Origin of the sequence: Prevotella sp. Sow4_E9_plate (genome assembly GCF_052116205.1) — a bacterium.
Classification (GTDB): domain Bacteria; phylum Bacteroidota; class Bacteroidia; order Bacteroidales; family Bacteroidaceae; genus Prevotella.
Map to the genome: position 1 here is coordinate 1 of NZ_JBQKLN010000055.1, position 25,123 is coordinate 25,123.

A 25,123-nucleotide genomic window follows, 5' to 3' on the forward strand; every position below is an offset into this window, starting at 1 on the left:
GTAAGAAGGTCAAACTCGCACTTCTCAAACAGATCCTCGTCGCTGCAACCGAATCCCTCCTTCAAGACAGACATAGCCACGAGTATGCGGATGGAAGCGTTTGGGCGGCCGTTCTTCTTGCCTTCTGGAAACAATGGCTTGAATATCTCCTCATCAATCTTGGTTGTCACGAGGCTATAGAACTGGTTATGCCATGCGTTGGAAGCAGAATACTTCTTTGAAGCCCGACTTCCTAACTGCATTGAGGGAGCCGTGAATATATCTAACTGAGGATTCGGATCTGTCTTTTTAAACATAGTCATTCTGTTTGATGGTGTAAAGATACGAAAAATATTCCAGATTACGACATAAATCAGAGATTATTTTCGTGAAATATAAACATTTATAACAAGCCTTACTTTTTAAAGTGGGCTCAGTTATTTTATAACAGGTGTAGAAAAGCTGGAGTTAGAAAGCAGGACTAAGGAGTTGTAAATCTTCCTTAGCCCTGCTTTTTATATATTTAATCAGCCAGTTCCACCAATAATCCGTTGACAGGATAATAAATGTAACGTTTGATGACTTTTTCACCGGCAGCCTCCAGGGCAGCCTGATAAGCCTCCAACTGACCAGCATACCAGCCCACAAAATGTTCATTTTCAGGATCCAATACGGCTTTAGGCCCCATCGGATTGGTCTTGTAATCCACTACGATATTGCCTTCAGCAGTCTGCCATACCAAATCAATGCTTCCCACAATACTCTGTCCGTCCTGCTCCAACCGGAATGGACGCTCGTGATAAGTCCTCAGAGGTTTGCCATGAAGTTCCTCTAATCTGCCATACAGATTATTCCAGGCATCTGCAATGGCCTCCTCATCAGTAAGTACCGCAGAAAGATGATAACTGCCTATGATTTCCTTCATCTCTACCCGGTAAGCAGGACGCTTTTCCTCCATACCGGCAAAGATCTGATGAATGCAGTCTCCCACTTGGGCCATGCTTTGAGGATTCTTGCTCAGTGCAATACGCTTATTGAAATCGTACACATCACCCACTTTTCCTTTCCTCAGAATCTGACTTGGGGAAATATATCGAGGCTCCTTCATCAAAAATGATGGTTCCTCAATATCAAGACGCTTGAATGCCGATGAATCAGCAACTCCGTAATCTTCCAATGCATCCAGTTCTTCCTGGGTTAAAGTCATATCCTTGAAGATGTGCCCGATTCCGAAAATATCCCAACCATCCTTGGAAGCAACCTCACTGGCAGCAGAATCTATACCCACATCCTTGACCCATCCGAGCATCCTCTTTCCCCTTTTTGGCTGTTCTATATCCAGAATCAATACATCCTGAGGACGAGTCATGCCCACATACAGAAGACGGTTGCTTTCAGAAATCCGATTCTGAAAAGCGATTTCAAATTCTTCCATCTCCTCTATTTTGGCACTGATGGCATCAGGTACATTGCGGTCTGTTCCATATATCCATGGGGTGAGCCTGATATAGACCTCTGGATACGGACTGCCAGCCGACGGCTGTTCACAGTGAACAGGATGAACACCATAAGTCTCCGTCTTTACAGCACTCTTTACGTCTGCCACATCGGTATTGAGCGACATCATGATGACATACTTCCATTGTAAACCCTTGGAAGAATGATACGTATGTAGCTGGACACCCTCTGCATCACCGCTGCCGGTAGGATTGGCATTCTCCATATAGGCAATGAAACCATCCACCGTAGCAGGCAGGTTCATCTGCACACAGTGTTCCTCATAAACCCGGGCAGAATTGATGATAGACTGAAGGGACGAGATGCCAAACTGAGCATCCTCCTCCACCTTCTTGATCTCATCATAAAGTCCCAGCTCGATGATCATACTTTCCACCAGGGAAGCCACCGACTGCTGCTGCAGTTTGGAACGAATTGCCAGCAACTTACTGATGAGAGGAACTTCCACAAGAAAATCTCCATCCTTCTTCTCCTCATCACAGGAAAGAAGAATCTTTTCCTCGATAATCCTCCTGGTATTGTAATCCTGTTCTGTGAGATAGGCTACCGTGGCCTTGGCCAATGCATCATTGCTGCTTTCCACAATACGCAGAAGAGATGAAGCAAGGGTGTATGCCCTGGTCTCGATAATCGGGAAATCCTCCCTACTGGAAGGAATGCCGTATTCCTTCAGTTTCTCAGACACATCCTTGAGCGTGGAATTAGTTCGTGCCAGTACTGCTATGTCATGAGGATTAACCTGCTGGGAAAGCAATTTCAATACATGCTCTGCCACACCTGCATCATCACTGCTGTGAAAAAATCTCAAGGAATCCGTTCCATTACTGTTCTCACGATGTGTCTTGAGGGTAATGTTCTTTTCATCCAGCACATGGGCAAATGTCTTCTTGAAGATAGCGTTATTTACCTGCACGATATCCGGAAGCGAGCGCCATGAAGTGTCAAGCGTATCAGTATCGCATCCGTCCTCTTTCAGGCTGATGCGGTCAACCACAGCCTTGGTCAAAGCTATGTCTGAGCCTCGGAATCCGTAAATAGCCTGCTTGTAATCACCCACCCAGAATGAATGCTCCATGAGATCACTCAATGCATCAAATATCTTCACCTGTATAGGGGAAGAGTCCTGGAACTCATCCACAAAGAGATATCTGTAAGACAGGGAAATCTCACGGGCCACGGATTCATCCTTCAATAAAAGCCTCATGTATTTCTCCATATCATTGTAGTCCAGAAGATTCTTCTCCTTCTTGAACTGGGCGAAGTTTTCCTTCCATCTACAGGCCAGACTGAAAAGCAGACGGATGTAGGCCTCCTGCTTCTCATAAACCATCTTGCTGGTCCATATTTCAGACATCCTATCCTGAAAATCCGCTGCCAGTGGACCATATCCTTTAGGTGTTCCTATGGTGGAATTGATATTTTTCAAAGTGCCCATCGTGGTGCGACCCAAACCTCTTCTGGCCTGTACCAGCTTCTCGATACGTACATCATTTGCGGCACTCTGCTTCTTGGAGCGCAGGAATTGCTCATGCTCATCAACCACGTCCTTGAGATCCTCGTAAGAAAAGCCAAAGTCACTTCCTTTCCTGACAAAACCACGGATGAAAGAAAGAGATTCCTCCTCACTCCTGCTGAAATCATCTATCTCATAATTGGTGGCATAACCGATGATGGCCTTCAGATGTCCCTGCCATACGTTATAGTCAATGCTGCTGGTGGGTCTGAAATCCTTCATTTCCCTCAGATCAAAATATCTGGCAAACTGATGGAGCACCTTCAGTTCCTCCTCCGTAGGAAGCTCGGAAAGTGACTGTGATATGTAATAAGCTGTATCTTCCTCTGCCATCACTCCCATGGAAGGAGATAGACCTAAATGAAACCAGTACTTGCCTATCAGGCGCTGACAGACACTGTGAACGGTGCCAATCATGGCATGGTCCAGTTCGATGGCAGCATCATAAAGCCCCTCATCATATAGAAAGGCCTTGGCTTTTTCCTTGAACTCATTGGCAGCCTTGGTGGTAAACGTAGTGAGAATCACCTCTGAAGGCTTCACCTTTTTCGCTTTGATGAGCGCAGTCAAGGTTTCCGTAAGGCGATAGGTTTTTCCACTACCGGCCCCTGCGTTGATATATGTGACATTCTTCATAAATCCTGCATTTTAGTTAAAAAAAGTCCATACTGGGAGAAGAAATTGGCCTTCTTGCCTCCCGTTTCATCGTCTTTAAGAAGCGGATAGAGCCCCATATCTTCCGTATCATTGACATAGGAAAGTTCATCATAAGGGCCCATCATCTCCAAGAGGCCGCCATCAAGCTGCTTCTTCCTGTAAATGACACCCTGGCGCAGCTGCTCCACGATGTTACTGTCATCGGAGGATTCTATCTGCGTACAATAACGGCCCTTGAAGTCTTCCTTACTGTAAAGACGTGCCTCCGGCATGAGAAAATAAGCCACCCTTTTCACTTCATCCTTCTTAGTCTGTCCCAACATCTTACGATAAAGCTCCAGCTGCACGGAACGGTTCTGCTCCAGCTTGTTCTGATAGCCTTTTGCCCAGGTGGTCCATTTGAAATCAAACACCACAGGATGCCCATCCCGATCCTCCAGCGTCATGTCAATGAATCCCAGCATGTCAGAGGCTTTTGGATTTCCGTTTTCATCCAGCGCCTTAGGCAATCCCAGCTTCATGTTCATCTCCACATACCTTTCACATCCCGTAACCTTCAGTTCATTGTCCTTCAATATTTCCAGCAGAGAGTCAAGACAGGAACGGAGCTGCTCATGAAGAAGCTTTTCGGTGAGCTTGTTCTCAGCCAACTGCAGGATAGCACCCTTGGCTTCCACCAGTTCATTATAAACGGCATCATATTCCTTCAGCCTCTCTGCTATTTCCTTTGGAGTGGCATACGCCTTGCCCTGACGAGGAGCGAACAGGGCTTCTATCACGGCATGAGCCACATTACCCTGTATGGTCTTCACATCTGCCATCTGAGCCTTGCCCTCCGCAGTGATATTCAGCATCCTTTCCATCAAGAAATCAAGAGGATACTCAGTCAGGGTGGCAATGCTGGTAGGACTCAGATGATCTGGCCACTGAAGTTTGCTGGCATGATCAAACTGAATCTCTGCTGCCGCTTCCTCTCTGTCCACTACCTTCACATCCAAAAGTTTCTCCTCATCTATCTTCGGAGTCCTGATAAATTTGTCTAAATTTGACACCTGCTGTTCCAGACGAACCATGAGAGGATGCTTCAAGGTAGCTTCTCCTGCACGAGAGAGACAGACCACCAGAATGAGCTGCTTTTCAGTCATCCAGAGGGGCATAAGACTCATGAACTGATGATACCGGTTCTGCATACTCTCATCCCATGCACGAATATATCGCTCCTGCGTAAGCTGAAGCTTTTCTGAAGGATAGAGAAAAGCACACTCACCAGCCATGGCATCATCACCATCTACACCCATCCAGACCGTATTCTGAGCCACAGAGGCTATCTTGGAAGGACTGTCCACCACCATCCTGCATCCTTTTTCAGCTACAGCATTGGTGAAAGAACCCTTTTCATAAATACCGCTCATCCAGGAGTCAATCGTCTGATAGTCAATTACAGGGGATGATATGGTGGAAAGCAGGATATGCAAGGCATCACACATGCCAGCCACGGAGGTAAGCTGCTCTATCCACTGCAGATTCTGCTTTCCGTCATCCATGAGATGAGCACGCTGGCGTGACCAGCTGGCGAGCTGACTTACAAAAAGGCGCACCTTCTCCGTATCAATCTCATCAGATGCCTGAAGTGGCGGCAAAAAGACATCTACCTTTTTCTGACGCTGCTCCCTGCCCTTTTCACGGATTTCCTGCTGCTCCTCTATGGATAAGGCTTTCTGCTGTTCATCCAGATAAACAAACTTACCATCCACATAATCCTTTACCAGATTCCTGCAAACATCATTTCTGTAACCGCCTTCTTGGACAATGGCTTCTGCCAGGTGAGACCTGAAGAAACTATCTAAAGGATGCAGTGGCATATTGAGCCATTCTATCAGCGTATTCACATTCAAAGGAGAAGCAAAGAGTCCCAAGCCCATGACAAAGAGCTGGGTCAGCTGAGGAGTACAGTCTGATGTAATACTGCCGGTCATAGCCTTGTTCATCAGCAGCAACCAGTTGTCCATCTGCTTGTTATCGGCATTGATCCAGAGATCCACATCATCCATCTGCTCATAAGCAAGATACTGGGCAGCCTGTCGCTCATCATTAAACTGATAGATCAAAAGGGAACTGTCATTCTCATCAAGCGTAATCTTCCCTTGCCTGCCCTCAAAAATCATCTCTCGTACCCTGCATAGATTAGAGTCAGAAACAGGAGCCTGAGGAATCAGCTCCAGTTTAGCTCCCTGACGCTCCAAGGCATTTAAAAGCTCACGCACATTAGGTTTGAGCCAGTCTTTATCACAGGCAAGCAAACAAGTCATATGAGAACAGTCAAGCTTTTGCATAGCCACCTGGTCAGTCACAATATGAAGCCTTCCCGCCATATCGCAACCATCCTTCTTCCTGAAATATTCCTCCACTCCGATGAGTACGGAAAGGCGGCTGCTGATGGAAGTACCGTCAAAATCCCAATCTGCCGAGCGAAGTTCATCCCTCCATCCCAGCATCGCCTTAGCAGTAGTAAGACCTGAGGTCTTGAAGGATTCCGCCATCACGTTCTTGGGATGAGCTTCCATATACTTGCTTACCGCATCATAATAAAGTGCCATGCGCTCCTGGGCAGACACCTCATCATAATGCAGTCCTAAACGCAACTCCAGGAGATTAACCAGACCTATGGTGTTCGTCACCACAGTATCCATCATAATCTCACTGCTGGTAAAAACGTGACCAGAGAATTCCGGTGAAAACAATATCTTCCACTCCACTGCCCCATCTTCATACCTTTGAAGATTAGGACTTCCATATTCAGGGAAAATTTCGTCTCTCATAAGCTATTCTTTTTTAAGTTAGCGGACTTACGTATCCGTTTTCAGTCTGTAAAAGTACAAAAAAAAATAATATTTTCGATATATTTTAAAAGCTTTTCTTCAATTTTACTGGGGAAAACATGATTTACTGTCCCAAAAACATATATTTAGGCATAAAAAATGCCACAAGAAAATCTGGTGGCTATACCCATTTAGATCAATTTACTGATTGATAATACCACTATCGTTTAATCCTTACAATGCTTACGTGAGTAATACTGAATGCAATCTGAAGCCTTGAACACAATCTTATCACGGGCTGCAATCGTAATCTTCTCCTTAGTGGCAGGCTTCACTACAAATAGCTTGGGTTATCCTGTTCATCGCAGCTTGCCTATATTCTTCATCCTCTCGTTTTTTGCATACTTTATATAATGTTGCCAAGAAAACCCAAAGGTCTTTAGCCTTTGGGATGAATTGGCACAAGATTTAGCCTTGTTTCTCAATGTACTTTCTGAATTGCATCACATATAAAAAACGGATTATTTACTCTGTTTAAAATTGTGATGTGAGATCTGATGAAGTGATTCTATCCGTTCGCCTCAAGATCTACATTTATATTTTCAGGCGGGTGCATCCTCCTCCGTCAGGAAAATCGTATATTCCACATCATATTCATCTCTGATAACTGAAATATCACAGCCTATTCTCTCGGCTACAAAGTCATTGTCATGCGTACCATCCAATACCCATTCCCCGTATTTGTGTAATCTGTTAGAATCTATATAGCCATCATCTTTGGTCTCATCCTCATCTGCCCAATAATCATAAACATCATCATCTTCTTCTTCCACATAAAGACCGTTCTTGATATCGTCGAGAATGTAACATTCCAAAGACTCATCTATATAGCTGTGATCTGACTCATAGAGCCAGTAATGCACCACCATCTCATAAAAGAGGTCTCCCAGATGTTTATGAAGTTTCTTCAGGTTGCGCTTGCCACTCTCTATCGCCTCCTCTACATCCTCACTGGTAACTTCGTCTTCTCCGATTTCCTTTAGGGCATTGTAAACTCGCTGGGATACCATTACTTCATGCTCCTTTTCACTACCCTCACAGCCACAGCCATGGCAGCAGACTCCGTAAAAGGCTTTTGTTACAACCTTGATCTTTACCTGGTTTTCTTTTCTTTTTCCCTTGTTCATAATCACGTCAGCTTTAAGTTGTTTCATTAAGTTATTTTAGAGGCTAAACCCCTTGATAGCATTCTTTGATAATGCCTCCTGTCTACAGAACGTAGAAATCCGCTCTTTATTGCTTATATCGGAAGAATAAAACAGCAGATCATCTACCAGTGCCTTGCGGGCGATGTTCTCTATCTGACCGCCTGAGAAATCATACTGCGAGGCGATGGAAGAAAGGGTGGCTTCATCTACATCCGGCATCATGCTATGCCAGATCTGGGTGCGTACCTGCAGGGAAGGCTTTTCAAACTCTACCTTATAGAGAAACCTTCGCTCAAAGGCTGCATCCAATGAGCCTTGCAGATTGGTGGTGGCTATCATGATGCCTTCCAGATTCTCCATTTCCTGCAAGATCACGTTCTGAATGCTGTTTTCCATCTTGTCAACGGAGGAGGTGGTAACTTCCATCCGATTGCCGATGATTGCATCTGCCTCGTTGAACAACAGGATGGGACAGAGTTTGCTTGCTCTGACTCGCTCCTTGTAACTGGCAAAGACTTCCTGGATGTTCTTCTGGCTCTCTCCCACCCACTTGCTCCTGATCTGTGACATGCTTACCTGCATCACATCCCTGCCGGAGGACTTGGCAAGCTGAAGCACGGTTTCGGTTTTTCCGGTGCCTGGTGAGCCATAAAAGAGACAGGCGATGCCCTTGTGGAAGCCCCGTTCCTGCAATCGCTTCTGAACCATCCTGAAATTCTTCTCCTCCAGCAGTGAATGCAATCTCTGTATCTGCTGCTCCACGGATGGATTGTAATAGAGATTCTTGAAGACGATATCCTTGTGACTGGTCATATCTGACGACGGTGTATTCATCCCTCTGAGCTTATACTCCGGTATGAGCAGATGACGGGCTTTGGCTGTAAGGCATAGAGTCTCCTTGTCCTTGATGCCATCGGCACACCCGAAAGTGATGAGCTTTCGCTGGAACAGCTCATGATTGCCCTGAAGTAATCCATATACCATCACATTGCGGTCCTTGCCTTCATCAAACAAAGCTACGATTTGCCCTAAAGACACATTAGACATGGAATTCATGACATAAAAACGGCAGAGATGCAGCAGGATGAGTTCTGACTCGATGGATGAAAGCTCCAGTTTTTTCAACTTAGATACGAGCGGAAGATGCTGATTATCGCTCAGAAGACGGGAACACTTCTTGATAAAGGCATCGGTCTCCATACACGTCTTGCTCTTCTGTTTGAACAGATGATAGAAAGTGGAAAGCAGTTCCAGCGTATTTTCCACCTTAAAGGTCTTTTTCACGAATACTTCATTGTTGCTGAAAGCCTCCAGGACATCTGCCGGAATCACATATTCATCCACCCTTCCCATCCTTCTCTCCATCTTCTCCAGCAGTTCTTTCTCACAAAGCGCATGGAAGTCCGGCATCCAGTGCATGAGCATCATATTGGTGGTATCGAGCATATTGGCTACTGCTCTGAGGGTAATGCTCATGTTCAAACTGAAATTCATGCATATAGCCATGATGAATGCCTGCCGGTTGGTGATTGCCTGAAGCTGGGCCAACCTGCAGATATATGGCATGCAAAGATCGAGTGTGGACTGGCTGAAGCCCTTGCTCGTGACTTCACGCAAAACCCTGTCGAAGAGCTGGAGTATCGTGAGATCGGATTCTTCTAAAGGGAGCGGAACCTGCTGATCGAAATCTATTTCATCGAAAAACAGTTCCTTTTTATGGCGAACGATTGCTGGATTTCCTGATATTTCCATATATATCTAATAAGACCTTCTTTTTGTATGATTAGGAGATTAAATTAATCAATGTCGTTGGCGAAGATGAAACCGATATCTTCCCATTCATCCTTCTTGTCCTGAGGCAGCTGCTCAAATTCATCATCAGAGATGAACTGTCCCTGGAGTGTGACCCTACCCTTCTTTCCGTCTTTCTCGAAGACGAAATCATCACCTACTGCTGCTTCATTGATGTAGTCGTACTCGGGAGCGATGTAGATATTGCCCAAATCAAAGGCCAGCATGCCCATCTTGTCTCCTGCCTTCAGCAAGACTACTCCATTGAAGGCGATGCCATGACTCTCAAGCTCAAATGGTGTCAGAATCTCATTGCCTTCCATAATGGCGAAATGCTTCTTGTCTTCTGCCTTGGCTACTGCCTTGAGATGTGAACCGAAGATGTTTTCTACGATTGCAAACTCATTTACCTGTACTGATGTTTTTGTTTCGATCATAATAAATTAATTTATAATTGTTACTAAAATCATGCAGAGAGATGTTCTCTGATTTCTGGTGCAAAGGTACTATTAAAAAAGCAACCGGCAAAATGCATTATACGTATAACGAAAAACTATTTTTCCGCAAAAAGGCGTACCTTTGCACCAGAATTCGAAAGTGAAACTAAAAAAGGGTTATGACCATGCTGATGGCTGGTTCATCTACACCTTATTATATATATAAAGATTCATCGCTTATGATAATTGATTCATTGACCAAAGACATCTCCCTCGTATCTGCAGAGGACTGTCTCATCATTCCTGATGTACACGGAAGAGACTTCTGGAAGGATGCTGCCAACCGCTTCCCGGGAAACATCGTCTTTTTAGGAGACTACCTGGACCCATATCCACTTGAAGGCATCAGCCCGGACGAAGCCTTCACCAATTTCCAGGAAATCCTTTCTTTCAAGAAAGCAAACCCTGATAGAGTGACGCTGCTCTTGGGAAACCATGATCTGCAATATTTCAGCAAGGCGTATAGTCTGTACAGTAAATCCAATAGATATTCTTGGAAATATGCTCAGCTGTATGAGGACACTTTCCATGAAAACAGTCAGCTGTTCCAGCTTGCCCATACTTTGGCATTCCCTGAGAGCGAAGTCCTCTTTACGCACGCCGGTGTGCATTCATGCTGGCTTCACCAGCATCCGTACCTCCTGCCAGAGGTTTCAGCAGAAGCCATCAACCGCCTGCTGGACACAGAGGAAGGTATTGTTGCCTTGACTGAATGCAGCAAAATAAGGGGTGGTGACTATCCTGCTGGCAGTCCGGTATGGGCAGACCAGAGGGAGATGATTCACTCGGAACCCATCGAAGGAACTTACCAGATATTCGGACACACCATGCTGGAGGTGCCGGTCATCACCTGTACCTTTGCCTGCCTGGATACGCAAAACGTTTATGCTATAGACCCACATTTAAAAATAAACATCATCAAATAAGAATATGAGCATTTTTCACTTTGACATCGACATCAATCCTGTGATTGACTATCAAGAGTGCCACATCACAGGTTACTTTGAACTCATAGAGCCAAGCAAGGCCGTAGTTTGCATGACATCTCCCTACCCTGGGCTGAAGCAAGAAATTACCGATTCCGATAACGAGCCATTGGACATAGACTCTTCCCTGTCAAAGGTGGAGAGCATCCTCACCCATCTCTATATCAACCACCAGGGGAAAAAAGAATAAATCACATAGGGACTGCCAGAAAAAATGAAAGTTAAACAGATCATCATGGAAGAACAGAAGAAAAGTATAAAAGCAAATAACAAGAAAGGCTATCAGAAAACCATATCCATCAGATTTCCAGATGGAACCATCGTCTTAGAGCAAACAGCTATAGGAACATTTAAGAAATGCCTCAAGAAGATAGGTTTCTACAAAGTTGCCAAATTCAAAAGCATCCTTTTCAAAGGCTATCCTCTGGTAGGCTTAGAAAAGAGAACGGATGGAAATCAAAAGTGGCAAGACTATGAAGACGGATGGTACATATATAGCTACATCAGTAATAAGGATAAAATCAGGGTCCTCAACAGACTATCGGATGATTTGCATTTAGGTCTCATCATCAAGGAGGAACATCTTATCCTATAGACTGTACACTCTTAGAGAACAGGCATATCCACCTCTTCGGGAAAGAGCTGAAATACCCTAATTTCTAAAAAAAGCTTTTCATTAAATTTATTTTTCTGTGCAGATACTTCACACAGAAAGATAGTACCTTTGCATCGTGATTCAGAGAAACCAAGGAATTGTTCTGAGGTACTGACAAAAATATAGAAACTATGAGACAAGTAAAGATTCTTACAAGACCAACAGTAGATCAGATGAACGAATATTCTCAGCTTAAGGAACAGTTATTCAACGATAAGCTCTCAGAAAAGGAAAGTGCAGAAATCGCAGAACAGTTCAGACGCCTCGAATCATCTTACAACTGGACCAACTTTGTTTTCCAAAATCCAGACACAGGAAAGCGCGGCATAAAGAATGCTGCCGGTGAGGTACTGGTGCCTGCTGAGTTTAATGATTTCTCTTTCCTGGGTGACAACGACTTATTCTATACAACCCACATGGCTGCCATGAAGGACAGAGGGTTCGGCATTGTGGCCGCTGACGGAACAGGTAAGGTTTTGGTTGATTTCCGCTTTGATTATCTACAGTGGGACCCTTTTGCAGGCATGTACATGGCATTATGGGACAGCAAGGTTGAGTTCGGCTACGTCAATCCTCAAGGAAAGGTTATCATTCCTAACATCCTAACCAAATACAATGAGCCTTGCTACGGACACTTGATCCTGGAAACGGACTTATTTATGGGCATACTGGATCTGCGCACCTCCAACTTCGTACTGCCGGAATATTTCAATATAGAAGTAGAGGAGAACGAGAAGATTGTCTTCACAAAAAACCGCGTCAAAGGTTATGTCGTCGAGCGCACAGGAAAGTTTATTCCTGCTGATGAGTACGATGAAGAAAATATGAGTGACGAGGACATCGTTTACAACACATTTAAATAATTAAAAAAGAAGTACATTATATTTGTATATACCAAAGAGGTTATCAACCACCGAGTAGCAACTTGCCTTGCGTGGAGATTTCCCAACAACAAGATTCTTGAACTATTCCTCATGATGAAGATGCACAACGAATGAGGGAAAGAACACCTCAATTTGTCAGTGCACCTCTTCCCGAGGAGGCTTACGACAATCTGATAGGCAACAATGTAATAGCTAAGCAGGACATCCAACTTGAAAAAGTGAATGAGAATGCGATGCGTAACCTGAAGCTACTGGTACGGCTTTCACCAGAAATTACCCTGGATTTAATTAAGAAACAAGGAAGCCTGTATGCCACCATCAATGAGAATACCGAAACCAGTATGCGTATGATCAATCAGAATGCTACAGATGTGGCCATGTGGCTCATCCGCCAGAAAGGAAATCTGGAATCATACCAGAACGACTTGGAGACCTGTCTCAAAGAGCATTAGTGCACCTTGCCTCTGAAATGGCAAAAAAACAATAGAGCAATACAGATGACATAATATAAATATCGCATGATTGCGCACATCACCCTGGAGGCAACATCACCTCTGGCAGTGGGTAGCGGCGAGAAGGACATCATTACGATGGAAATTACTTCGTAACAACATACGAGGTAAAGCAGGAAGAACTGAATGGCTCTGCCACCACAACTCCGGTTACCAACCTGCCACACCATCATGACCGATACCATATGAATAGCATTCATCAATCATCTTTATTGCACCAATTCTATCTCCTACTAATTGTCTCAAATGGCGTCTTGTCAAGATGCTCGATTACTTCATAAAATTCATCATTATTCCACCTTCTAAAATATGATGACTCATGGAACATCGCCCAAAAATTCTTGTCCACCTTAAAAGTCCACACAAAATAGCAAATATAAAAGATGGAACAATAAACAAGTTCAAGAGTCGTGTAAGCAATTACAAGAAAAAACCAAATGGCTTTGTAATCCTTAAATATTTCATAATTTCTTAAATTCTTTTTTGTTCTTTGTTATTGAAATGTGAAAACCATGGGTGGAGTTGATTGAGTCCATCATTAGCTTGAAGTCATTGCCGTGTGTGCATTTCATGTCCTTTCCCTCAACAGCCAACAGATAGTGAATCATCTCATGGCATATGATGTCCTTCATCTCATCCTCTGTAAAGTCATATGAGTCAGTGACCTTTATTATTGGTCTCACTACTTTCTTTCCATCCCTACGGTACCTAAATTCGCCAAACGTATTGCTACTGTGAATTATCTCGAACGAAGGACAAGACAGCTTCCTAGAGAAGGCATCCTTGTTCAATTCTCTAAATATCCTAGGTACGTTGTTTAAATCTGCAATCATATCAAGCAATTCATTTTTGTTTTATAATGCAAAGATACTAAATAAATCTAACTTTACAAAGATATTTAACTTTTTTATAAAAAATCTTCGAGCAACGTTAAACGCCACTCGAAGATAAATGTGTGCTAATCATGGTAAATGTTCAGTTTCTTCAATGTTGGAGTGACAAAGTCTGCATATTCAATGTAGAACTTCCTCATGGTGTCACATGCATCCATCACCCTTCGCGGCTTTAGCCAAGACTTGAACTACTATATGCAGCGCTTTGAAGAAATGATGTCGGTGTTCACTTATGAGAACTACCAGCAATTGTGGGCACAAACCGAAAGCATCACCCAACTCGTCAATATCCTCAGTGAACATACAGACGATGAAGTCAGAATGATGGAGATGAAAGAGTATGGAGACAGCAAGTTCGAAAAGAAGAATCCTTTCAACAAGATCCAGGAAAAAGGTACACCAATCCACTCATGGCTTACGGATGAAGACAAGGATAAGATCAGAGACCTTGCACTCAAGGCTAAAGGTGAAAGAGCAGAAAAAGAAGCCCGCAGATCACTCTCCGAGCAATATGCGCTCGCCAAGAGCTGTGTAGAAGCTAAGGAATACCAAGAGGCTAAGAAACTCTATAACGACATCATGGATGAACTTCTCAAAAAAGGAATCAACATCCAGGAAGAACGTAAAATCGTTGCCGATATAGAGGAACAGATTGCCAAGCAGGAAGAAGAGAAAAAGCAACAAGCCGAAAAAGCAGCCCAAGAAGCTAAAGAAAGGGTACTTGCTGCTGGTCTTGACACCACCCTTGACAAACTCGCAGGAGATGGCGTAAACTATAGCATCAAGGACTTCAAGGTATGCTTCCAAAAAGTGGAGAAATGGCTGAAAAACTCTAAGGCATCACAGCTCAACGAATACGACAGCAACGCCCTCTACAATACCTCAACCCGCTTGCTACATGATCCATCCAAGAAGGAAGTGAAGGAACTTGCCAAGCCATTTGACAAGAGTGGCATCTGGAAAAAGCTGACAGGCTTCCTTGGCGAAGACAAGGCCAAGGAACTTTATGATTCCTACCAGAAGTAAGAAAAAGAAGCTTCTGCTTAATGAAATAAGACAGGAGAGGTTCAAATAGGACAGAACAGAACATAAGAATATCAGAATAGTAAAATCAATCCCATACCAAGGCAACCAACCTTGATATGGGATTTTTTCATGTAACAGATAACCCTACCAATGAACCAAAATAACCTATGAATAACTCATAAACAAATGATTCTAATCCTTATTGTAGTGGACAATGGTCTCGTACGAATTCAGAGTGTAGTATTGGCAATCATCTCGATGTCTTAATCCTTGTTGTAGTGGACAATGGGCTCGTACCTAACGCAGAAGGACGTCAGTACATTAATCTCATTACGTCTTAATCCTTGTTGTAGTGGAAGATGGTCTCGTACACTAGTCTCAGACATTGCAACGTTCAACGCGAAAGGGTCATAATCCTTATTGTAGTGGAAGATGGTCTCGTACAATGCATGACTGGCGCAAATTCGCTTGGAAGAAAGGGCCTTAATCCTTATTGTAGTGGACAATGGTCTCGTACGGTATGAAAATTTCAGTTAAGGGCGGTGGCAATCTGTCTTAATCCTTGTTATAGTGGACAATGGTCTCGTACTGCTGTCAGCATCAGGTATCACCATCGAAGGGCTGTCTTAATCCTTATTGTAGTGGACAATGGCCTCGTACTATGTTATTCCATCCCATACTTAACCAGCTAGCCAAGTCTTAATCCTTATTGTAGTGGACGATGGTCTCGTACTCAAAAAGGATATGATTATGTCAGAAATTAATGTAAGTCTTAATCCTTGTTGTAGTGGACAATGGGCTCGTACAGATTATCAGTGGAGCACAACGTAATGACTTACTGGTCTTAATCCTTGTTGTAATGGACAATGGTCTCGTACATAAAGCTCGCAAAGCCTTAGGTGCTCCAGAGTTGTCTTAATCCTTATTGTAGTGGACGATGGTCTCGTACAGAACACCCATCTTTTCAAGGCTATCCGTGCCCGCATGTCTTAATCCTTGTTGTAGTGGAAGATGGTCTCGTACTTATACTTAGTACATCGAACACATGTTCAGATATGCTGTCTTAATCCTTGTTGTAATGGAAGATGGTCTCGTACTAAGATCCATAGTGAGTTTAATAAAAAAGTTAAAAAATGTCTTAATCCTTATTGTAGTGGACAATGGTCTCGTACGTTCTAACTTCTGGCTCCTCCATGAGGAAGGTCAGGGGTCTTAATCCTTATTGTAGTGGACAATGGTCTCGTACAAGGGTTATGTAGCTAATCCTTATCTTGGTAAAGAGTCTTAATCCTTATTGTAGTGGACAATGGTCTCGTACTCACATGGAGCAATCCTACAGGCTGCACAGGTCTATGTCTTAATCCTTATTGTAGTGGACAATGGTCTCGTACCAAACAATGAAATCAGTTTAAGCCTCTTAGGCTTGGGTCTTAATCCTTATTGTAGTGGACAATGGTCTCGTACTTAAAAAATTTAGAATTATGTTAGATTTAAAAGAAGTCTTAATCCTTATTGTAGTGGACAATGGTCTCGTACTCGACCTTATAAGACATTATTGATTATCAATAAGTTAAAGAGCTTTACTAAACAAATATTTACTTTTCTTAACCGAAAATTAACTATTTCTTAGCGAGTGCAAAGGTACGACTTTTTTTCGAGATATGCAAGCCAATTATTCTTAAATATTTAGCCATTTTTATCCCCAAAATTTAACTCTGTTAACTAACTAGGGAGACAGAACCCTAAAGACAAACGACAAGACCACCCCCAAACCACTATTCAGCACTAACAAACATCAGAAAAAGAAGGCTGTCTCCTACCATTAACCATGAATCCTACATATCCATCACTTCCCTCCAGTAGAGATTCTAACGATAACAAGAAAAGTGATGAACGAATAATCCTCACCCGAAATAATAAAGTGTAAAAATCAACCTCTAACTAACAAAATCCTAGAAAATCGAGTCAGTGAAATACCACTTCAAAATCCCGCTTTATCTTTGCACCCAGAAATCAAAACCATAAACATATGGAGATCGTATTAAATTCATATGGTGCTAAACTTAGCATCAACAATGGAGCATTCATGCTCAACAATTCAACAGGAAGCCATCGCATACCTGTTAAAGACGTGGATTCCATCTTTGTAGCCAAGAGTGCCGTACTCACATCCGACGCCTTGATACTTGCCATTGAAAATGACATCAGGGTCACGTTGGCCGACAAAGTTGGCAATGTAATGGGCTGTGTATGGAGCCACAAATATGGTTCCATCTCCACCATCAGAAAAGGACAACTGATATTCACGGCATCACAGGATGCAGTGGAATGGATCAAAAAGGTCATCATCCAAAAGATGCAAAACCAACTGGCCCTGCTCCTCATGCTGCAGGTAGATACAGGGCAGAAGGAACTCATCGTTGAGGAAGCTGGCAACAAAATCAGCAAACTCATCGCAAAGGTAGATGCACTAGAAGGATTCACGGTAAGAGAAATCGCCAATAACCTCAGAGCCTATGAAGGCAATGCCTCCAAGGAATACTTCCGGGCATTGAACCAATTCATACCTGAGAAATACCGGTTCAAGGAGCGCTCACAACATCCGGCTATAGATGTTGCCAACGCCATGCTCAACTACGGATACGGCATCCTGTATGGAAAAATTGAGAATGCACTCATTCGCTGCGGCATAGATCCCTATATAGGCATTCTCCACAGAGACGAGTATGGAAGACCCGTCCTTTCCTATGATATGATAGAACTCTACAGGGTATGGATAGACTATATCGTCTATTCCCTGCTGGCCCAGAACATCATAACAGAGGACTACTACTCCACAGATGAAAGAGGAGCAGTATGGCTGGAAGCCCTGGGAAGAAGAGTCATCATCCAGTCAGTCAATGACTACCTCTCAGAGAATGAATCCATCAAGGGAATGACCAGGAGCAGAGAAACCCATATATTTCTCTATATGCAAAAATTCGCACAACAATTAAAACATTATTAGTATGAAAGAGCAGACTGTATCATTGGGAACCAAGATCGTGGCTGCCAATGAAAAATTGACATCTATCAACATGATAGACCTATTCGAGATGATAGCTCACCCAGAGCCATCACTCAGAAATCAGACAGAAGTCCTGCGCAGTATCCAGCGCATGGACAGTGCCAAATACAATCTGATGAAAAAATCACTCCCCTACTTTGTCTGCGCCCACTTTGACCCAGACTACAGAAGAAAGGAAAACTTCTCATCAGTATCATCATTTGTCCTGGACATAGACCATGTGGACGAGAAGAGCATCCAGCTGGATGAGCTGAAAGCAGAACTGGCAAAAGACGAGCGCATCGCCATGATGTTCACCTCTCCTAGCGGCTGTGGCTTGAAACTCATCTTCCTGCTCGACAAACCATGCCTGGATGAAAACATCTATTCAACATTCTACAAGCAGTTCGCCTGGGACTTCGCCAAGGAACATCGCTTGGAAACATTCATTGACCTCAAAACCAATGACGTGACCAGAGCCTGCTTCATTCCTGCGGACGACCATGCCATCCTTAGCATGACAGCCACACCTGTCAACTTGGAGAACTATGTGGACCTGGATTGCGTGGACCTGTTCATCAAGGAAGACAAGATGCCAAGCATCAGCCAAGGGAAACAAGTACAGGACCTGGAACCAGTAGAAAAGAATCTGGATCCTGACCGGGAAACCATGAACAGAATCAAAGAAAGACTTGAACTGAGCCAAAAGAAGAAACTGCCCCAGGAAGTACGCCCTATCTATGTTCCCGAGGAAATCACCAACATAGTCACTGACCTGAAGCAATCCATAGAAGAAACAGGAGTGGAGCTGTATGATACCAGAAACATCCAGTACGGCATCAAACTCATGTTCCGTACCCATCAACTGAAAGCAGAAATCAACCTGTTCTTCGGGCACAAGGGATACTCGGTGGTAGAATCTCCCAAGAGAGGAACCTCCATGCAACTCAATGGCATGATGGCGCAACTGGTAAATGACTACATACAAACTCTGACATATGCCTCATGAAAGGAAACCATCTCATAAAAACCAGACTGATTGGCCAAGCCGGTTTAGCCGGCACAGGCTCCATCGGTAGAGTAACGGGAAACTTAGACGAGCTCCCCACCCTACCGGAAAGAATCAGACAGATACTGAACATCATCTCTTCAGCAGAAAGGAAACCAGGATATATGATATGCTTCATCATGTACGACATCACCAGCAACAAGGTCAGAACATTGATAGCAAAATTCCTACTGAAAAAAGGATGTACAAGGGTCCAGAAGTCCATCTTCATGGCAGACATGCCATCTGATGAAGTGCAAGACATAGCCCAAAAACTAACAGAGATTCAGAAGATGTATGACAACAACGACAGCATTCTGATTGTCCCTTTGTCTGAGGACTATGCCAGAGCCATGAAGATCATTGGTCAGGATGTAGATATCGACCTTATCCTGCATTCCAAAAACACCCTGTTTTTCTAGGCTTAAAACACAAAATCAAGGAAAAATGAGCCATCGAAATGTCATTTCACTATGTTCATGTACCTTTGCACCCGAAATAAAACGAAAACTATTTCTCCCCACTTCTGTAGGAGGATAGCAGTGCATAAAATATAAAAGTAAACAACGTAAAAACAAGAGAACAATGAAATTCATCAACTTAACACCCCACACCATCACCCTGAATGATGGCACAAGCTTCCCTACGGAAGGAAATGCAAGAGTAACAGATACCTATACCGAATTCAACACAAGCGGTGTCTGCAAGGTCAAGCACGGAGCAATCGAAGGTCTCCCGGAGTCAGAAGCCAACACCACCTTCATCGTATCGGCCATGGTACTCGCAGCAGCAAAGGAAAAAGGCAGAGAAGATGTGGTAGCCCCTGCTACCGGACACCCAGAGTGCAGAAGAGAAAACGGCTTCATCGTCTCTGTCCCTGGATTCGTCCACTAGACAATGCCACAGGCGCATATAATAAGGTATGGTAGACCCTCTCAACTGACAAAATCAAGGAAAATTGAGTCAGTGAAATATCTCTTCACGAAATTCCGCTACCTTTGCACCCAGAAAGCCAAAGCCGCTATGGTTAAGTAAGTTAGCGGCAGTAAAGTTAGATTAAGACCCAGAAATATGAGCAGAAGAAGAAAAAGAAGACACTCAAACAGCGAGAATGAGGTTATCGGAAAACTCGCAGGCGTAGCAGTAGCTGCCATCGTCACGAAAGTAGTAACAGAAGTACTCCTTAAACTGTAGAAGACGATGAGAAGAGCCAATAAATCACCTTCAACAGGCATACACTCATTCCTGGAAACAAGATGAGTGACAACCGGGATAGTACCCATCAACGATAGTATAAACACAAATAGAATTCAATATGTTAGAAGAAATCTTAAAAACCATAGCAGACATTCTATCTGGTCACGAACCAGACCCAGATGGCCACCCAGATGACCTGAAACCAGACGACATCTTGAGAATTCTCAGAAAGAGAAGAAACAGATAAAGAAAGTCAAACTAAAAAATACAATAAAATGAATAATTACGATTTATCCAAAGAAACAACAGATGCCATCGGTCAGATAGTGGTCGCAGTAGCAGCTATCGTCACCGAGCTGGTCGTTGATTGGCTCGAAGATGAATAACACAACATCGGTAGAAATTACAAGGAAAATTGAGTCAGTGAAATATCTCTTCACGAAATTCCGCTACCTTTGCACCCAGAAAACCAAAGCCGCTATGGTTAAGTAAGTTAGCGGCAGTAAAGTTAGATTAAAACCCAGAAATATGAGCAGAAGAAGAAAAAGAAGACACTCAAACAACGAGAATGAGGTTATCGGAAAACTCGCAGGCGCAGCAGTAGCTACCATCGTCACGAAAGTAGTAACAGAAGTACTCCTTAAACTGTAGAAGACGATGAGAAGAGCCAATAAATCACCTCCAACAGGCATACACTCATTCCTGCAAACAAGATGAGTGACAACCGGGATAGTACCCATCAACGATAGTATAAACACAAATAGAATTCAATATGTTCGAAGAAATTTTTAAAACCATCGCAGACATTCTATCTGGTGACAAACCAGACCCAGATGTCCTGGGACCAGAAGACATCGAGAGAATTCTCGGAAAGAGAAGAAAATCAAAGTAATAACCCATAAAAATAGAAGAAAATGAACAATTACAACTTATCAAAGGAGACATCAGACTCCATAGGAAAGCTCGTCGGCGCTGTCGCTGGTGCCATCGTAACCAAACTCGTCATTGACTGGCTTAATGATAAGTAGGAAACACCTACCACCGTCACAAAAGACACAGATAAGACAGCCTGGCTACCGAAGAATCGCAGGATATTATGATCCTGCCTATCATTAAAAGACTACTGGGAGTGGCATTGACCACAATCCCCATTCCCAGTAGCTTCTTCTAAAAAGTAATATTATTCAAACCAAGTAAACGTATAACAAGTAAACATAGAAATAGTATGATTACAGTAAGATCAAAACAAGAATTAGAAAAGGCCATCAAGCAAGAGACCTCAGAAATCAAGGTTGTTGGTTCCTATGCCACGACCTTGGCAAAGAAGGCAAAGAATAAAAGAACTTCATCACAGGCAGCAACTGGCGGAGCTATCCTAACGGGGCTACTTGGCATTGGCTGCCTCGTTGCCGCTCCCTTCACTGCAGGAACTTCCCTCCTGGGCGGAGGAATCGTCGCATCAGCCATAGGAGCAGGTGCAGTTGGACTAACCATAGGAACCATCACCATAACAACCACCGAGCTGGCCTTCCTGTGCGGCACTGCATTGGCTGCACTAGCACTAAAACAGGGATACAACGTCAAAATCACCAACGAAAACGGAAAACCTGTGGTCATCTTCACCAAGTAAAGGGATGTAAAAGAGCATTTGCCTGGATTCTACTCCAGCTCAAATGCTCTTACCAAAACAAGAAACGAACCTCTTACGAGGCAAATGTCAAATCATATATAATTAAGGTAAACAACAATGAAATTCATCAATTTAACACCCCACACCATCACCCTGAATGATGGCACAAGCTTCCCTACGGAAGGAAATGCAAGAGTAGCAGATACCTATACCGAGTTCAACGCAAGCGGTGTCTGCAAGGTCAAGCACGGAGCAATCGAAGGTCTCCCGGAACCAGAAGCCAACACCACCTTCATCGTATCGGCCATGGTACTCGCAGCAGCAAAGGAAAAAGGCAGAGAAGATGTGGTAGCCCCTGCTACCGGACACCCTGAGTGCAAAAGAGAAAACGGCTTCATCGTCTCTGTCCCTGGATTCGTCCACTAGACAATGCCACAGGCGCATATAATAAGGTATGGGAGACCCTCTCAACCGACAAAATCAAGGAAAATTGAGTCAGTGAAATATAGTTTCACCGAGTTTCACTAAATTTGCACCCAGAAAACCAAAGCCGCTATGGTTAAGTAAGTTAGCGACATTAGAGATAATAATAAATTTCAAACATTATGACAATTTTAAGTATTATCATCGGGATCATCATCCTACTGGATGTATTGACATTCCTGGTAAAAGCTACCGGCAATGCAAGTAACTTCATGTGGTACCTCTGCCGCCCACTCTGGGGTATCCTCGGCAATGGAGTGTATCAGAACATCTCCATGTTCATCGGGCTCCTCATCCGCTTGGCAGAAGCCGTCGTACTCACACACATCGTAGAAAACCTCTTCAGACAGTTAGTAGCATGAGCAAAGTCACCATTCCAAGCAGGGCTTCCTACCAGGTTAGGAACCCTGCACCAGAAGGAAGTCCCTTCCTAGAAGCAGACTGGGCTCCAATCAATGCCCATCAGGTATATCAAGCCTTGAAAAGAATGCAATGCAGAAATCACCAGGCAACATCAGCCTATAAATGCAAAGGCTTGGGAGCCCCATACAAGACAAGCCAGCAACAGGAAAACTGGCTAGGAGCAATCATCAATCATTTCAATCAAAATACAAATATTCAGTTAAAACATATCAAGACTATGTGCAAATTCAACAAATTCAATGGTAAAGTTACCAACTACTACAGCAACATGTATGTCATCGAAGTAGATGACAAGACTATCTACATCCCATTCAGCGTGATGCATAAATTCCCGGCATTTCCACAATCCATGATGGAAGATGGTCACCTCAAGATCGGCGTAACAGTCATCATGGTGAAAAAAGACGAGAAGACATACTACCCTGACCATGAAACCTACGGAGTCAACAACAATCAGGAACATAAGCTGAACATCGATGGTACTTACCTGCTCAAAGATACAAAAGCGTATAAGCAGTCCAACAGCCTTCCAGAACTGATGGCTCAACTCAGCACACAGCTGCCTTCCCTCCAGGAGGACCTGAGATTGGAAACGCTGAAAGTAATCTCAGCTACCAACATGACAGAGGAGCAAAAGGTAGAGAAACTTACATCCATGGTAGACTTCCCATTGGACTTCGTAGAGTCACAGACCCTGGAAAAGAAGGCAAGCCTGTTCTATGCACCGGGCAATACCAAGGATGACAGAGCACAACTCAAGGAGATCGTAGAGTCTATCGTTGCCATGTGCAATAGCGAGGAACAGAAACAATGCCAACTCATCGTAGGAGTGAACGACAAGACCAATAAGACTTGCAAACTCCAGGATGAAATCGCCTCTAACTATCCACAGATGGCCAACCTCGACCAGTTCCAGAATACCCTGCTGGTTCCATTCATCAAGTCATACACCTACGACAATGCCCTGCTCATGTCATCCCTCAAATACAACTGGTACAACTACAATGGTGACCTAATCCTCATCATAGACATCAACTACCACGGAGATCCTATCATCTGCAAAGGTGGCAGACTCCCCTACCGATGCGACTCCGCCAAAATGATTGCAGAAGGAGTAGACCTGGTAAACATGGTCAAGAAGCTGACAAGAAATGCCGCATAACATCTAAGGAGGACTGCCCAAGTAAAGGCAGTCCTCTGATAATCTGATGAAAAAGAAGATTCCAGAAAAGATCATTTGGAAAAGAAGATGGCAAAACTGATGGAGAAGGCTTTGTGACAAATGGTACATCAGAAATCGATTGTACCATCAGTTCATACACAGAAGCAGGCATTTGGTACAATCAACAGATAGGATGTAGCATTATCTGCTCATTTTTATCTACTTTTGCTCCAGAAATGTTTACCTTTAGCCAGCTAAAGGTATATATGGATGTGCAAAGGTACTCTAAAACATTGAGTAATAAATAAAATCATTGCACCCATGATTTTCTAACATTAGAAACAACGTAAACATAACAATATACAATGAAAATGTTATATGATTTAATCGCAGGCATCATTTCTATGATTGCCAAAAGTCTTGGAGTTTCATATGCCACAGCCAATGTGGCATGGAGCTTATACCTACAGGGACTGGTGTGTATCCTATCCTGCCTCTTGCTTCTCATCCCCATGAGGAAGAGATACAAGCAATTCGGCCTGGATGTGTTCACCATATCAGGAACAGTTTCTATTCTTGGCTATACATATCTGATCTTCTCCAACTGGTTCAATTTCATTAGCCCATTCATTAGACTTAGCTTTCAGACACAGCATAAAGCACTCATCAACTATACGAAGATGACGGGGATGCAATGGCACATGAGTTACCAGAGTGTTTATATCATCCTCTTTGTCTTTCTGGGAATGGCACTAATAGGAACGAACATCATTCTGCTAGTATGGTTCAACAAACTTGCCAAGAAGACCAGCAATGAACTGATAAGTTTTCCTGTATCGAAATAACCCAACATACAATAGAAGAATATATGACTAAGAAATGTATTATATCTGTTTTGCTCGTAGTGGTTTGGGCATTGTTTTCCTCTCTGTTTTACAAGACCATCATGCTGATGCTGCTCTTCCTGGTATGGAAGAAGCACATCTTTGAGATGCTTCCGGCATGGACACAGAAATGGGGGATGAAACCTTATTGGATGCTCTTCTTCGTATGTCTGTGGATGGCAATGCCCCGTTATCGCATCGACTCAAATGACAGGGTGAGACTCGTTTATCTGGATAAGAATGGTGAAAACAAACACCCTCCGCTTACCCAATATCTCATCAATACCCTGATTCCTGAAGAAGAGATAGTGA

General features: G+C 43.5%; 24 protein-coding genes and 1 pseudogene. 18 read left to right on the top strand and 7 right to left on the bottom strand.

The window, feature by feature from the left end:
• The 6 genes and pseudogenes from ACTQ53_RS15290 to ACTQ53_RS15315 form a co-directional block, all read right to left on the bottom strand.
• Positions 1–302 (bottom strand): annotated as a pseudogene (locus ACTQ53_RS15290) (transposase); the annotation flags it as partial.
• 200 nt (positions 303–502) lie between these two features.
• Positions 503–3,646 carry a UvrD-helicase domain-containing protein gene (locus tag ACTQ53_RS15295; protein ID WP_441933959.1) on the bottom strand — a complete coding sequence of 1,048 codons (3,144 nt, stop codon included), beginning with the start codon at positions 3,644–3,646 and terminating at the stop codon, positions 503–505.
• A complete protein-coding gene (locus tag ACTQ53_RS15300; protein WP_441933961.1) occupies positions 3,643–6,486 on the bottom strand; it encodes a PD-(D/E)XK nuclease family protein in 2,844 nt (947 codons plus the stop codon). Before ACTQ53_RS15300 ends, ACTQ53_RS15295 begins: the two co-directional genes overlap by 4 nt.
• A gap of 602 nt (positions 6,487–7,088) precedes the next feature.
• Positions 7,089–7,700, bottom strand: coding sequence for a hypothetical protein (locus ACTQ53_RS15305; protein ID WP_441933963.1), 612 nt, complete (start codon positions 7,698–7,700; stop codon positions 7,089–7,091).
• A gap of 9 nt (positions 7,701–7,709) precedes the next feature.
• Positions 7,710–9,446, bottom strand: a complete 1,737-nt coding sequence (locus ACTQ53_RS15310; RefSeq protein WP_441933965.1) for an ATP-binding protein — start codon at positions 9,444–9,446, stop codon at positions 7,710–7,712.
• A 44-nt stretch (positions 9,447–9,490) separates the two neighbouring features.
• Positions 9,491–9,922: a hypothetical protein gene (locus ACTQ53_RS15315; protein WP_441933967.1), complete on the bottom strand. Its 432-nt coding sequence runs from the start codon at positions 9,920–9,922 to the stop codon at positions 9,491–9,493.
• A gap of 239 nt (positions 9,923–10,161) precedes the next feature.
• Between ACTQ53_RS15315 and ACTQ53_RS15320 the strand changes: the two genes are divergently transcribed.
• The 5 genes from ACTQ53_RS15320 to ACTQ53_RS15340 all read left to right on the top strand — a co-directional run bounded on the left by ACTQ53_RS15320 (position 10,162) and on the right by ACTQ53_RS15340 (position 12,959).
• On the top strand, positions 10,162–10,908 hold the full coding sequence (locus tag ACTQ53_RS15320; protein WP_349226492.1) for a metallophosphoesterase: 747 nt from the start codon (positions 10,162–10,164) through the stop codon (positions 10,906–10,908).
• Between the two features lie 4 nt (positions 10,909–10,912).
• On the top strand, positions 10,913–11,158 hold the full coding sequence (locus tag ACTQ53_RS15325) for a hypothetical protein (RefSeq protein WP_287623532.1): 246 nt from the start codon (positions 10,913–10,915) through the stop codon (positions 11,156–11,158).
• Between the two features lie 24 nt (positions 11,159–11,182).
• Positions 11,183–11,563: a hypothetical protein gene (locus ACTQ53_RS15330; RefSeq protein WP_441933969.1), complete on the top strand. Its 381-nt coding sequence runs from the start codon at positions 11,183–11,185 to the stop codon at positions 11,561–11,563.
• 191 nt (positions 11,564–11,754) lie between these two features.
• On the top strand, positions 11,755–12,486 hold the full coding sequence (locus ACTQ53_RS15335; protein WP_441933971.1) for a WG repeat-containing protein: 732 nt from the start codon (positions 11,755–11,757) through the stop codon (positions 12,484–12,486).
• A gap of 131 nt (positions 12,487–12,617) precedes the next feature.
• Positions 12,618–12,959 (top strand): hypothetical protein, encoded by a 342-nt coding sequence (locus ACTQ53_RS15340; protein ID WP_287623528.1) that lies wholly within the window; start codon positions 12,618–12,620, stop codon positions 12,957–12,959.
• A gap of 521 nt (positions 12,960–13,480) precedes the next feature.
• On the opposite strand, the gene ACTQ53_RS15345 is transcribed toward ACTQ53_RS15340, so the two are convergent.
• A complete protein-coding gene (locus ACTQ53_RS15345) occupies positions 13,481–13,852 on the bottom strand; it encodes a SprT-like domain-containing protein (protein ID WP_287623527.1) in 372 nt (123 codons plus the stop codon).
• 198 nt (positions 13,853–14,050) lie between these two features.
• Here ACTQ53_RS15345 and ACTQ53_RS15350 point away from each other — a divergent pair, with 198 nt between their 5' ends.
• The 13 genes from ACTQ53_RS15350 to ACTQ53_RS15410 form a co-directional block, all read left to right on the top strand.
• Positions 14,051–14,938: a hypothetical protein gene (locus ACTQ53_RS15350; protein WP_441933974.1), complete on the top strand. Its 888-nt coding sequence runs from the start codon at positions 14,051–14,053 to the stop codon at positions 14,936–14,938.
• 2,029 nt (positions 14,939–16,967) lie between these two features.
• The gene (gene cas1, locus ACTQ53_RS15355; RefSeq protein ID WP_441933976.1) at positions 16,968–17,945 is read left to right on the top strand and encodes a CRISPR-associated endonuclease Cas1; all 978 of its coding nucleotides are present in this window, start codon (positions 16,968–16,970) and stop codon (positions 17,943–17,945) included.
• Position 17,946: 1 nt separating this feature from the next.
• Entirely contained in the window at positions 17,947–18,993 is a 1,047-nt protein-coding gene (locus ACTQ53_RS15360; protein WP_441933978.1) for a CRISPR-associated primase-polymerase type B, read from the top strand.
• Positions 18,990–19,454, top strand: coding sequence for a CRISPR-associated endonuclease Cas2 (cas2, locus tag ACTQ53_RS15365; RefSeq protein ID WP_441933980.1), 465 nt, complete (start codon positions 18,990–18,992; stop codon positions 19,452–19,454). The genes ACTQ53_RS15360 and cas2 overlap by 4 nt, the downstream gene beginning before the upstream one ends.
• A 163-nt stretch (positions 19,455–19,617) precedes the next feature.
• A complete protein-coding gene (locus ACTQ53_RS15370; protein WP_441933982.1) occupies positions 19,618–19,926 on the top strand; it encodes a hypothetical protein in 309 nt (102 codons plus the stop codon).
• Positions 19,927–20,103: 177 nt separating this feature from the next.
• Positions 20,104–20,226 carry a hypothetical protein gene (locus tag ACTQ53_RS15375; RefSeq protein WP_441933984.1) on the top strand — a complete coding sequence of 41 codons (123 nt, stop codon included), beginning with the start codon at positions 20,104–20,106 and terminating at the stop codon, positions 20,224–20,226.
• Between the two features lie 531 nt (positions 20,227–20,757).
• Positions 20,758–20,880 (top strand): hypothetical protein, encoded by a 123-nt coding sequence (locus ACTQ53_RS15380; RefSeq protein ID WP_441933986.1) that lies wholly within the window; start codon positions 20,758–20,760, stop codon positions 20,878–20,880.
• A 574-nt stretch (positions 20,881–21,454) separates the two neighbouring features.
• Positions 21,455–21,859 (top strand): hypothetical protein, encoded by a 405-nt coding sequence (locus ACTQ53_RS15385; protein WP_441933988.1) that lies wholly within the window; start codon positions 21,455–21,457, stop codon positions 21,857–21,859.
• A gap of 117 nt (positions 21,860–21,976) precedes the next feature.
• Complete coding sequence (locus tag ACTQ53_RS15390) at positions 21,977–22,285, top strand: hypothetical protein (protein WP_441933990.1); 309 nt, start codon at positions 21,977–21,979, stop codon at positions 22,283–22,285.
• Positions 22,286–22,464: 179 nt separating this feature from the next.
• Positions 22,465–22,704, top strand: a complete 240-nt coding sequence (locus ACTQ53_RS15395) for a hypothetical protein (RefSeq protein WP_200756179.1) — start codon at positions 22,465–22,467, stop codon at positions 22,702–22,704.
• Positions 22,701–23,927 carry an RNA-binding domain-containing protein gene (locus tag ACTQ53_RS15400; protein ID WP_441933992.1) on the top strand — a complete coding sequence of 409 codons (1,227 nt, stop codon included), beginning with the start codon at positions 22,701–22,703 and terminating at the stop codon, positions 23,925–23,927. The genes ACTQ53_RS15395 and ACTQ53_RS15400 overlap by 4 nt, the downstream gene beginning before the upstream one ends.
• A 371-nt stretch (positions 23,928–24,298) precedes the next feature.
• Positions 24,299–24,772: a hypothetical protein gene (locus ACTQ53_RS15405; protein ID WP_441933994.1), complete on the top strand. Its 474-nt coding sequence runs from the start codon at positions 24,299–24,301 to the stop codon at positions 24,770–24,772.
• A gap of 23 nt (positions 24,773–24,795) precedes the next feature.
• On the top strand, positions 24,796–25,123 hold a 328-nt coding region (locus tag ACTQ53_RS15410), incomplete at its 3' end, for a hypothetical protein (RefSeq protein WP_441933996.1).

Excerpts from the sequence above, each read along its gene's own strand:
- ACTQ53_RS15405 (WP_441933994.1), top strand. The coding sequence starts at position 24,299 with ATGTTATATGATTTAATCGCAGGCATCATTTCTATGATTGCCAAAAGT.
- cas1 (WP_441933976.1), top strand. The coding sequence starts at position 16,968 with ATGGAGATCGTATTAAATTCATATGGTGCTAAACTTAGCATCAACAAT.
- ACTQ53_RS15305 (WP_441933963.1), bottom strand. The coding sequence starts at position 7,700 with ATGAAACAACTTAAAGCTGACGTGATTATGAACAAGGGAAAAAGAAAA.
- ACTQ53_RS15310 (WP_441933965.1), bottom strand. The coding sequence starts at position 9,446 with ATGGAAATATCAGGAAATCCAGCAATCGTTCGCCATAAAAAGGAACTG.
- ACTQ53_RS15390 (WP_441933990.1), top strand. The coding sequence starts at position 21,977 with ATGAAATTCATCAATTTAACACCCCACACCATCACCCTGAATGATGGC.
- ACTQ53_RS15340 (WP_287623528.1), top strand. The coding sequence starts at position 12,618 with ATGAGGGAAAGAACACCTCAATTTGTCAGTGCACCTCTTCCCGAGGAG.
- ACTQ53_RS15400 (WP_441933992.1), top strand. The coding sequence starts at position 22,701 with ATGAGCAAAGTCACCATTCCAAGCAGGGCTTCCTACCAGGTTAGGAAC.
- ACTQ53_RS15385 (WP_441933988.1), top strand. The coding sequence starts at position 21,455 with ATGATTACAGTAAGATCAAAACAAGAATTAGAAAAGGCCATCAAGCAA.
- ACTQ53_RS15330 (WP_441933969.1), top strand. The coding sequence starts at position 11,183 with ATGAAAGTTAAACAGATCATCATGGAAGAACAGAAGAAAAGTATAAAA.
- ACTQ53_RS15295 (WP_441933959.1), bottom strand. The coding sequence starts at position 3,646 with ATGAAGAATGTCACATATATCAACGCAGGGGCCGGTAGTGGAAAAACC.
- ACTQ53_RS15325 (WP_287623532.1), top strand. The coding sequence starts at position 10,913 with ATGAGCATTTTTCACTTTGACATCGACATCAATCCTGTGATTGACTAT.
- ACTQ53_RS15350 (WP_441933974.1), top strand. The coding sequence starts at position 14,051 with ATGGTGTCACATGCATCCATCACCCTTCGCGGCTTTAGCCAAGACTTG.
- ACTQ53_RS15335 (WP_441933971.1), top strand. The coding sequence starts at position 11,755 with ATGAGACAAGTAAAGATTCTTACAAGACCAACAGTAGATCAGATGAAC.
- ACTQ53_RS15300 (WP_441933961.1), bottom strand. The coding sequence starts at position 6,486 with ATGAGAGACGAAATTTTCCCTGAATATGGAAGTCCTAATCTTCAAAGG.
- ACTQ53_RS15360 (WP_441933978.1), top strand. The coding sequence starts at position 17,947 with ATGAAAGAGCAGACTGTATCATTGGGAACCAAGATCGTGGCTGCCAAT.
- ACTQ53_RS15320 (WP_349226492.1), top strand. The coding sequence starts at position 10,162 with ATGATAATTGATTCATTGACCAAAGACATCTCCCTCGTATCTGCAGAG.
- ACTQ53_RS15370 (WP_441933982.1), top strand. The coding sequence starts at position 19,618 with ATGAAATTCATCAACTTAACACCCCACACCATCACCCTGAATGATGGC.
- ACTQ53_RS15380 (WP_441933986.1), top strand. The coding sequence starts at position 20,758 with ATGAGCAGAAGAAGAAAAAGAAGACACTCAAACAACGAGAATGAGGTT.
- ACTQ53_RS15315 (WP_441933967.1), bottom strand. The coding sequence starts at position 9,922 with ATGATCGAAACAAAAACATCAGTACAGGTAAATGAGTTTGCAATCGTA.
- ACTQ53_RS15345 (WP_287623527.1), bottom strand. The coding sequence starts at position 13,852 with ATGATTGCAGATTTAAACAACGTACCTAGGATATTTAGAGAATTGAAC.
- cas2 (WP_441933980.1), top strand. The coding sequence starts at position 18,990 with ATGAAAGGAAACCATCTCATAAAAACCAGACTGATTGGCCAAGCCGGT.
- ACTQ53_RS15375 (WP_441933984.1), top strand. The coding sequence starts at position 20,104 with ATGAGCAGAAGAAGAAAAAGAAGACACTCAAACAGCGAGAATGAGGTT.
- ACTQ53_RS15395 (WP_200756179.1), top strand. The coding sequence starts at position 22,465 with ATGACAATTTTAAGTATTATCATCGGGATCATCATCCTACTGGATGTA.